Source organism: Duganella flavida (assembly GCF_009857445.1).
In the GTDB taxonomy this organism is placed as follows: Bacteria; Pseudomonadota; Gammaproteobacteria; order Burkholderiales; family Burkholderiaceae_D; genus Rugamonas; species Rugamonas flavida.
Genome location: NZ_WWCN01000012.1, coordinates 224,521 through 232,515, shown reverse-complemented (window position 1 = coordinate 232,515; position 7,995 = coordinate 224,521). Strand labels below are relative to the sequence as shown.

Below are 7,995 nucleotides of genomic sequence, written 5' to 3'. Positions count from 1 at the left end.
AGCGATCACCAGCCACCCACCAAGTTCGGTGACAACACCCCCCGGATCATGGGCGACTGGGGGCAACAATCATGCCGAACTTGGCTGGCCAAAACCTTGAGGATCAAGGTCTGTATATAGTAACGGGCGCTTAGCAATGCCTCGGTGGATGATTAGCGGGCCTTGTTTTTCAATTCAAACGCCAGCAGGATCACCCGCTCGCTGCCCGATCCATTTGTAACCGCCGAGCCTGCTGCTGGCTTGGGCGCGAAGAAGGTCTGGCCTGCGCTGTACAACACTGGCGCCTCCCCCTTAACCTCAACGCTGGCCGTTCCCTTGGCAACATACATCGTGACCACGTCGCTCGATGCCGGCGGGGAAAGGCGGGCACCGGCGTCCAACGTAAGCTCGATCACATCCATATGATTGACTGTCCTGCCGTCCACCAGCTCCGATGGGAATGTGCGGCGATCAATTTTCTCTGTCAGCGGCTTGGAAAATACGATGAACGGGTCGCCTTTACGCAGGACATTTAAATCAGTGAAGATGGCTTCTTCGGTGCTGGAGGCGTTGTCGAAATGAACGATTTCAGGACCGACAGGTTCGTAAAATACATCCCCCTCTTTTAACAGCTGAGGTTCGCGTCCTGCTACCTGATACACGATTTGCCCCTTCGATACATAGCCAAACGCTGGCGCGGCGTGCGTGTGCAATGGAGCTAATTGTCCGGGCACAAAATGGAAGTCACCGATGTCCAGGCGGCCTAAAGCGCGAGGTTCGAACGATTCCGACATCAGCACCTTGCGGCCGACATCAGCGGCGCTGGCGTGAGAGAAAATAGCGGCCAGCAGAGCTGCCGCAATAGGGGTAGGTAAAAATTTCATGTCTAATTCCTTTTTAAATAAAAAAATACGCTAGCGGTTTTGAACCAATTCAACGCGATAGCCGTCAGGATCGGCGATAAATGCGATGTGTTCGTGCCGCTCACTTTCCTCCGCCAGATGCAACATCGGTCCGGGCGCACGAAGTATCCTGACGCCCACCGCTGCCAGTGCGTCACAACTAGCCTTGAGGTCATCAACGCCAATTGCCAGGTGTCCAAAACCTGTACCATGCTGATACTTGCGTCCATCCCAGTTATGAGTAAGCTCTATCGTGCTGGCCGGCGATGGGCCATAACCGACAAATGCCAGGGTGAAAGCGCCAGTGGGATACTCTTCCCTGCGTAACAGGGTCATGCCCAACTTGCCGCAATAGAAATCCAGGGATTGCTCCAGATCGCTGACCCTCAGCATCGAGTACACCAAATGTGCGCCTGACAAACAGGCTTGCGGAATCGCCTTCATCATCCCCTCCTCGCCAATACAGCATAAGCAACTACAATATTAAAAAATCATCAACTCCGCGCTTGGCAAGTTGCATGAGACCTGTTGGTGAACCATGTATTAAGTGCTATCACCGTTAAATAACGATCGTTATTTAAGCGGACTATAAGCCCCGCTGAAAGCTATGTCAATGAAAAATAACGATCGTTATAATTTTGTTTGGGCGCTACTGAGAAAAAGTTTTGGCGTGATGCCAGGCAAGCGTTAGAGGCGTGTTACACAACACGGCACCCGGATTCGCCGAGACACCAGATGTCATGCAAGCCAGCCCATGTTACACTCTTGGCCGTGGTCATCCGGGCATCGCCCACGCTGTGGTGGGCTGGATGGGCTGGGAGTTCATCTGCCGCACCGTGCTTGGCCCGCATGGCTACCTCGCGTCGCTTCAACCCGCTATCGCGGTACGACTGGGCCGCAGCAGACTGATAAATTCCGCTCTTGCTTATTTGCCCCCAAATTGTGGCGCTCGAGTTGCGTAAACGTTATCACCCTTGCCCTTGCTTGATAAATAACCTCACGCCCACTTATAGCTGCATAGAGTCAAAATGAACGAAAAAAAACATAGTAAAAACAAGCGCTTATTAAGTGTTGCGCCGATGATGGATTGGTCGGACCGCCATTGCCGCACGTTCCATCGCCATATCAGCAAGCACACCTGGCTGTACACGGAGATGGTAACCACCGGCGCGCTGGTCTACGGCGATGTCGAGCGCCACTTGCGTTTCAATGAGGAGGAGCATCCGGTGGCCTTGCAACTAGGCGGCAGCGATCCGGCCGACCTTGCCACCAGCGCCAAGCTGGGCGAGAAGTGGGGTTACGACGAGATCAACCTGAACTGCGGTTGCCCGTCCGAGCGCGTGCAGAAGGGCGCTTTCGGCGCCTGCCTGATGGCCGAACCGCAGCTGGTGGCCGACTGCGTCAAAGCCATGCGCGACGCGGTCTCGATCGATGTCACCGTCAAGCACCGCATCGGCATCGATGATGAGCAAAGCTATGACTTCGTGCGTGACTTCGTTGGCAAAGTGGCCGAGGCCGGCTGCACCACCTTCATCGTGCATGCCCGTAACGCCATTCTCAAAGGCCTGTCGCCGAAAGAGAACCGCGAAATCCCGCCGCTCAAGTATGAATATGCTTACCAGCTGAAGCGCGATTTCCCTGACTTCGAAATCATTATCAACGGCGGCATCAAGACCGAAGCCGAGATCGATGAGCACCTGAAGCACCTGGACGGCGCGATGCTGGGCCGCGAGGCCTACCACAACCCGTTCGTGATGGCCAATTTCGACCAGCGCTACTACGGCGACACCACGGAGCCGAAGACCCGCGAACAGGTGCTGGAAGCCATGATTCCCTACATTCAAGCCCAGTTGGACCAGTACGGCCCGCTCGGTTTGAAGCTCAATTCCATCACCCGCCACATGCTGGGCATCATGACCGGCCTGCCCGGCGCCCGTGCATTCCGCCAAACCCTGTCGGATTCCAAAAAGCTCGCCCTCGGCGACGCCAATTTGCTGCTGGAAGCCGCAGCCCGCCTGCGTATTACTGCGTAGAAAATCTGCTTTTACTAAACTTTCAACGGGTGTGGTTAAATTTCCACGCAGAAAGTTCGTTTGCGCAATTTTCAGGCAGTAATTGCTTGCTGTGAGGCAAAATTTGCATCTATAATTCCTGAATATACACACATATCCACCGTCTTTTCGTGGTGTATTGCGGTCCTAAAAAACTACATGCTGGCTGCTGGTGGAGCTGCAAATTTTTGCATTCGCAGTCATTGTTTGCTACTGTCATAGCTTATTACTTAGCAGCAAGGGTTTTGTTTGGATGGTAGGCCCAAAAGACGCGCCATCCAGGGCAACTTCATCAACAGTGTCACTAAAGAAGAAGACGAAATGAATTTAGCAAAAATGAAAGTCGGTACTCGCCTGGGCCTCGGTTTCGCCCTGGTGCTGGTGTTTCTGGTGGCTGTGACTGCCGTGGGTATCCTGCGCATGGCGCAAATCCAGGACCGTCTGGATCACGTCATCAATGTGAACAACGTGGTATCCCGCCTGGTGCTGGATATGCGTAACAACGTCGGCGAGCGCATCAACTCGCTGCGCGTACTGACCATGATCGCCGATCCGGCCGACATGGAAGCCGATATGAACCGCATCAAGGAACTGTCGGGCAAGTACGCCGACTTCCAGAACAAGCTGACCGCGCAATTCGCGAAAGAAGCCACCGCTGAAGAAAAAGCGCTGCTGGCAACCGTGAAGGAAAGCGAAGCGCTGGCCATGCCTGCCATCGCCAAGGCGTCGGAACTGTGGCTGGCCGCCAAGCCGGAAGAAGCGACCCGCGTGCTGGTCAAGGAAATCCGTCCAGCCCAGAAAAAATGGGTCGCCGCGCTGGAACAGCTGGGTGGTCTGGAAGACAAGATGAATGCGCAGATGCAGGTTGACGCTGCTGCTGGCTTCTCCAGCGCCCGTACCTTCATGATCATCATGGGCCTGCTGGCTGTGGCGATCTCGGTAGCGGCTGCTTACGTCATCACCCGCGGCCTGCTGAAACAGCTGGGCGGCGAGCCTGACTACACCTCGTCGATCGCTGGCAGCATCGCTAACGGCGACCTGTCGATCTCGATCGATACCTCGGGCGCCGACAAGGACAGCCTGGTGTTCGAAATGCGTGAAATGCGCAACAGCCTGCGCGACATCGTCAGCCAGGTGCGCACCGGTACCGAAACCATCGGCACCGCCTCGCGTGAAATCGCTGCTGGTAACGTCGACCTGTCGTCGCGTACCGAAATGCAAGCGTCGTCGCTGGAAAAAACCGCGTCGGCCATGGATGAGCTGACCTCGACCGTGAAGCAAAACGCTGACAACGCCCGTGAAGCTAACCAGCTGGCATCGGCTGCATCGGATGTGGCAGTTAAGGGTGGCCAAGTGGTGTCGCAAGTGGTTGACACCATGAGTTCGATCGACGCATCGGCCAAGAAGATTGTGGACATCATCGGCGTGATCGATGGCATCGCCTTCCAGACCAACATCCTGGCGCTGAACGCTGCAGTTGAAGCAGCCCGTGCCGGCGAACAAGGCCGCGGCTTCGCCGTGGTGGCGTCGGAAGTGCGTAACCTGGCCCAGCGTTCGGCGGGTGCTGCCAAAGAAATCAAGATGCTGATCGATGACTCGGTCGAAAAAGTCGGCGCCGGCACCAAGCTGGTCGGCCAGGCTGGTGTGACGATGGACGAGGTTGTATCTTCGGTCCGCCGCGTCACCGACATCATGAGTGAAATCGCGAACGCCAGCCAGGAACAGAGCGCTGGTATCGCCCAGGTCAACCAGTCCATCATCGAGATGGACAGCATGACCCAACAGAATGCCGCGCTGGTGGAAGAGGCCGCCGCCGCAGCACAAAGCTTGCAAGACCAGGCTGGCGAGTTGTCTCGCGTGGTCAGCATCTTCAAGCTGGTCGAAGGTGAAGAGCGCGCGGTGATTGCTGCGCCAGCATTCGCCACCAAGGCCGCCGTGGTCAAGCCGATCGCTGCAGTCCGCGCTCCGGTGAAGAAACTGGCTGCCAAGCCAGCGCCTGCATCGGCAGCCAAACCGAAGAAAGTCGCCGCGGCAACCGCCGGCAGCGATGAGTGGGAAGAGTTTTAATCAGTTCTTTTAATTTGCCGCAGTCTGCCGTCCGCCTTTGTGGACCCATGGCCCGCTGTGGAGTTCGTTTAACCAGTTGTTAATAACAATCTATTGGGAAATCGCATTATGAACAAGTCTGTATTCGCCGCCGTCATCCTGTCCGTTGCTTCGACCGCCTTCGCCGGTGAAGTGCCTGCCTCGCTGAACGACAAAAACTGCAAAGCAGAATATCCAAAAGCCTCGCTGATGAATGAAGAGCAAGGCGACGTGACCATGGCCTTCCTGGTCGGCGCTGACGGCAACGTCGTTGAGTCCAAAGTGGAAAAGTCGAGTGGTTTCAAGAACCTGGACAAAGCTGCCCTGAAAGCCCTGAGCGCTTGCAAATTCAAGCCGGGTACCAAGGATGGCTCCGTAGCCCAGACCTGGACCAAGGTCGACTATAGCTGGAAACTGTAATTAGTCTTAAACAGGCCGTGCTGAGACACGGCCTGCATGCCGGATAGATACTTACACTTTGGGGAAATCAGATGTCTACAAATAAGCGTTGGTTGAGTGTGGTTGCAGCAGTGCTCGTGTCGAGCGCACCGGCAGTTTTTGCCGCTGAAGTTCCTGCCAGTTTCGATGCAAAAAACTGCAAGGCTGAATACCCGAAAGCATCCCTGATGAATGAAGAGCAGGGTACTGTATCGATGTCCTTCCTAGTGAAGCCGGACGGCAGCGTCGCTGATTCCAAAGTTGATAAAAGCAGCGGCTTCAAGAATCTGGACAAGGCTGCCATCAAGGCTCTGAGCGCCTGCAAGTTCAAGCCGGGCACCAAAGACGGCGCCCCGGCGGAAACCTGGACCAAGGTTGACTACGCCTGGAAACTGGACTAATCCGGCATTTGCCCCATCAAAAAAAGGAACCTTCGGGTTCCTTTTTTTTCGCCTATATTGCGAGTGTAATAAACTGTAATGGCAGGCGAACGGTGTCGCGCTTCCTTATATAGTACGATCTGGAATGAGGAGAACCGCCATGAAAACTATCATTATTGCAGTCGCCGCGCTGGCGGCGCTAACCGGCTGCGCGACCCAGCGCCAAGGCTACTACGCTGCCGCGCCTGCGCGCGCGCAGGATCCCTATCAATGGCATACAGTTGAGGTGATGCCAGCAGGCTCGCAAACGCAGTCGGGTACCTGGACCGAGGAATTGCCGGCCCAGCCATCGCGTGTGACGTACAGCACGCAGCCAGCTTATACCACCACTTACGTCAGCCAGCCGGTCTACTACGCGCCAGCGCCGGTGTACTACGCACCAGCGCCGGCTTATTACTATCCGCCGGTGTCGATTGGTTTAGATTTTTCGTTTGGCCGCTGGTGCTGCGGTAGCCGTTGGGGCGGACGCGGTTACTACCGTCACCGCTGATCCTCAGCGCAGTACGTAGATCGAAGCTTGGTTCAGAACATTTTCTGAACATAGTTCATAAGCGGATGCGCCTGCCAGAGTGATGAGCAGTGCGCCAAATGCGATGTGTAGATAGCGTGCCATGACGGGCTCCTGGAGTTATTGGACTGGAGATGGTTCCAGCATAGTCCAGGGGTGGTGTTGCAGGCATCAGCCAAATGTCCGACGCCATGTAGGACAATTGCCCGTCTCTATCTTTTTACCAACTTTACTTGGTTTTCCACAGCGTGATCGGACCCGCTGGGCCGGTGTCCAGCGCGTTGGCGCGTTGCAGCCATTGTTCCAGCGCTTCCGGCTGCTTGAGGTGGATGCCCATGCCGTCTATGATGCCGACCTGTTCCAGCATGCTGGCGTTGATCTTGGCCTTGGAAACAGTCGGTGCGCCGGCTACCATGCGGTCATAGGCCTTGCGGGCCTTGTTTTCCCACTTGTGCAGGCTGCTCTCGTCGAAGCGATTACTCTCGAAATACACGGTCAGCGTGCCATCCGGATTGCCGAAGCCGACAATGCCCGCGCCCAGCCGGATATTGGCGTTGTTACCGGTATCAAAAGTGGGGGAGGGAACAAACACAGCGGCGCGACCATCGGTATCTGGGCGGCCAATCGGCGTATCTTTGCTGTATGTGCTGACTTCGGAAATAGATTTTTCTTGTGACATAGACTTATGCAGATTCAGGGGATAAGCAGAGGCGATGCGGGTTTGCATGGGAATGCAAATGACTAGTCATTGTAGCGTTAACCTAGTTCCAGTGGGCAATATGCCGGTACAAAAAGTTGTAACGGTGTGCATAGGTGTGAGCACTAAGCTATAGTTGATGTAATGCTAGCCTCGGGAGGATCGCATGTCAGAACACCAGGGACTCCGCGTTTTTATCATTGACGATAACGAGATGACGCGCGGGTTGCTGCGCGTGATTATCCAGAGCGACAAATACGACGTTGTGGGAGATGCAGGCACGGCGGAGTCAGCGCAATTGCGGCTGCGCTCGATACGCGCCGACATCATCTGCCTCGATGTGGTGATGCCTGATGGCGATGGACTGACCTTGCTGAACTGGATACGTGGAAAGCAGCCGAAAGCCGCCGTGCTGATGGTGACTGCCAGTACCGACCGCACCACGGTTGAGCAGTCGCTGCGTAACGGCGCCAAAGGCTACATCGTCAAACCCTTCAATCCCGGGACCGTGATCGACACGCTGGATAAAATCGCTACCCAAATCAAAACCCAGCGTGCCGCCGCGCGCGCTTAAAGATAGCGCGCAAACGCAAAGCCAGCACTGATCAGCAGGCTGCCAAATGCCGCCATGCGCCAAGTCTGCTGGTTGAGTGTGTTGGCCAACTCTGCCTTGGTGGCGAAAACCTTATACATCATCTCGGTCTGAGCCTTGAAGGCTTGGTCAATGTACGTTTTAAGGTTGAGTTCGATTTGCCTTGGCATGGCGTCTATTTTCCCGCTCAGAATGGCAAGCTCTTCTTTTGTGGCGTAATTGGATTGAATAACCTTCACAGTCAGTATAAGGTCATTAAGTGCTGCGTCATTGGTGTCGGTGGTGGTAGCCATAGTGTGATCC

The 7,995-nt window shown here is 55.4% G+C and carries 10 protein-coding genes; 6 read left to right on the top strand and 4 right to left on the bottom strand.

The features are described 5' to 3' along the window. Positions 1-152 precede the first annotated feature (152 nt). Together GTP46_RS19600 and gloA are read right to left on the bottom strand one after the other, a co-directional pair. Complete coding sequence (locus GTP46_RS19600; RefSeq protein WP_161008299.1) at positions 153-863, bottom strand: cupin domain-containing protein; 711 nt, start codon at positions 861-863, stop codon at positions 153-155. Positions 864-893: 30 nt separating this feature from the next. After that, positions 894-1,328, bottom strand: a complete 435-nt coding sequence (gloA, locus tag GTP46_RS19595; RefSeq protein ID WP_229259026.1) for a lactoylglutathione lyase — start codon at positions 1,326-1,328, stop codon at positions 894-896. A gap of 581 nt (positions 1,329-1,909) precedes the next feature. On the opposite strand from gloA, the gene dusA reads away from it, so the two are divergent. The 5 genes from dusA (at position 1,910) to GTP46_RS19570 (ending at position 6,385) form a co-directional block, all read left to right on the top strand. Next, positions 1,910-2,914: a tRNA dihydrouridine(20/20a) synthase DusA gene (dusA, locus tag GTP46_RS19590; RefSeq protein ID WP_161008298.1), complete on the top strand. Its 1,005-nt coding sequence runs from the start codon at positions 1,910-1,912 to the stop codon at positions 2,912-2,914. Positions 2,915-3,253: 339 nt separating this feature from the next. Then, the gene (locus GTP46_RS19585; RefSeq protein ID WP_202414348.1) at positions 3,254-4,999 is read left to right on the top strand and encodes a methyl-accepting chemotaxis protein; all 1,746 of its coding nucleotides are present in this window, start codon (positions 3,254-3,256) and stop codon (positions 4,997-4,999) included. A 108-nt stretch (positions 5,000-5,107) separates the two neighbouring features. After that, positions 5,108-5,437 (top strand): energy transducer TonB, encoded by a 330-nt coding sequence (locus GTP46_RS19580; RefSeq protein WP_161008297.1) that lies wholly within the window; start codon positions 5,108-5,110, stop codon positions 5,435-5,437. 71 nt (positions 5,438-5,508) lie between these two features. Next, the gene (locus tag GTP46_RS19575; protein WP_161008296.1) at positions 5,509-5,856 is read left to right on the top strand and encodes an energy transducer TonB; all 348 of its coding nucleotides are present in this window, start codon (positions 5,509-5,511) and stop codon (positions 5,854-5,856) included. 139 nt (positions 5,857-5,995) lie between these two features. Beyond that, entirely contained in the window at positions 5,996-6,385 is a 390-nt protein-coding gene (locus GTP46_RS19570) for a hypothetical protein (protein ID WP_161008295.1), read from the top strand. Positions 6,386-6,632: 247 nt separating this feature from the next. On the opposite strand, the gene GTP46_RS19565 is transcribed toward GTP46_RS19570, so the two are convergent. After that, entirely contained in the window at positions 6,633-7,082 is a 450-nt protein-coding gene (locus GTP46_RS19565; RefSeq protein WP_161008294.1) for a hypothetical protein, read from the bottom strand. 184 nt (positions 7,083-7,266) lie between these two features. Between GTP46_RS19565 and GTP46_RS19560 the strand changes: the two genes are divergently transcribed. Next, complete coding sequence (locus GTP46_RS19560) at positions 7,267-7,674, top strand: response regulator (RefSeq protein ID WP_161008293.1); 408 nt, start codon at positions 7,267-7,269, stop codon at positions 7,672-7,674. Here GTP46_RS19560 and GTP46_RS19555 read toward each other — a convergent pair. Continuing rightward, a complete protein-coding gene (locus GTP46_RS19555; RefSeq protein ID WP_161008292.1) occupies positions 7,671-7,985 on the bottom strand; it encodes a hypothetical protein in 315 nt (104 codons plus the stop codon). The genes GTP46_RS19560 and GTP46_RS19555 overlap by 4 nt on opposite strands. Between the last annotated feature and the right edge of the window lie 10 nt (positions 7,986-7,995).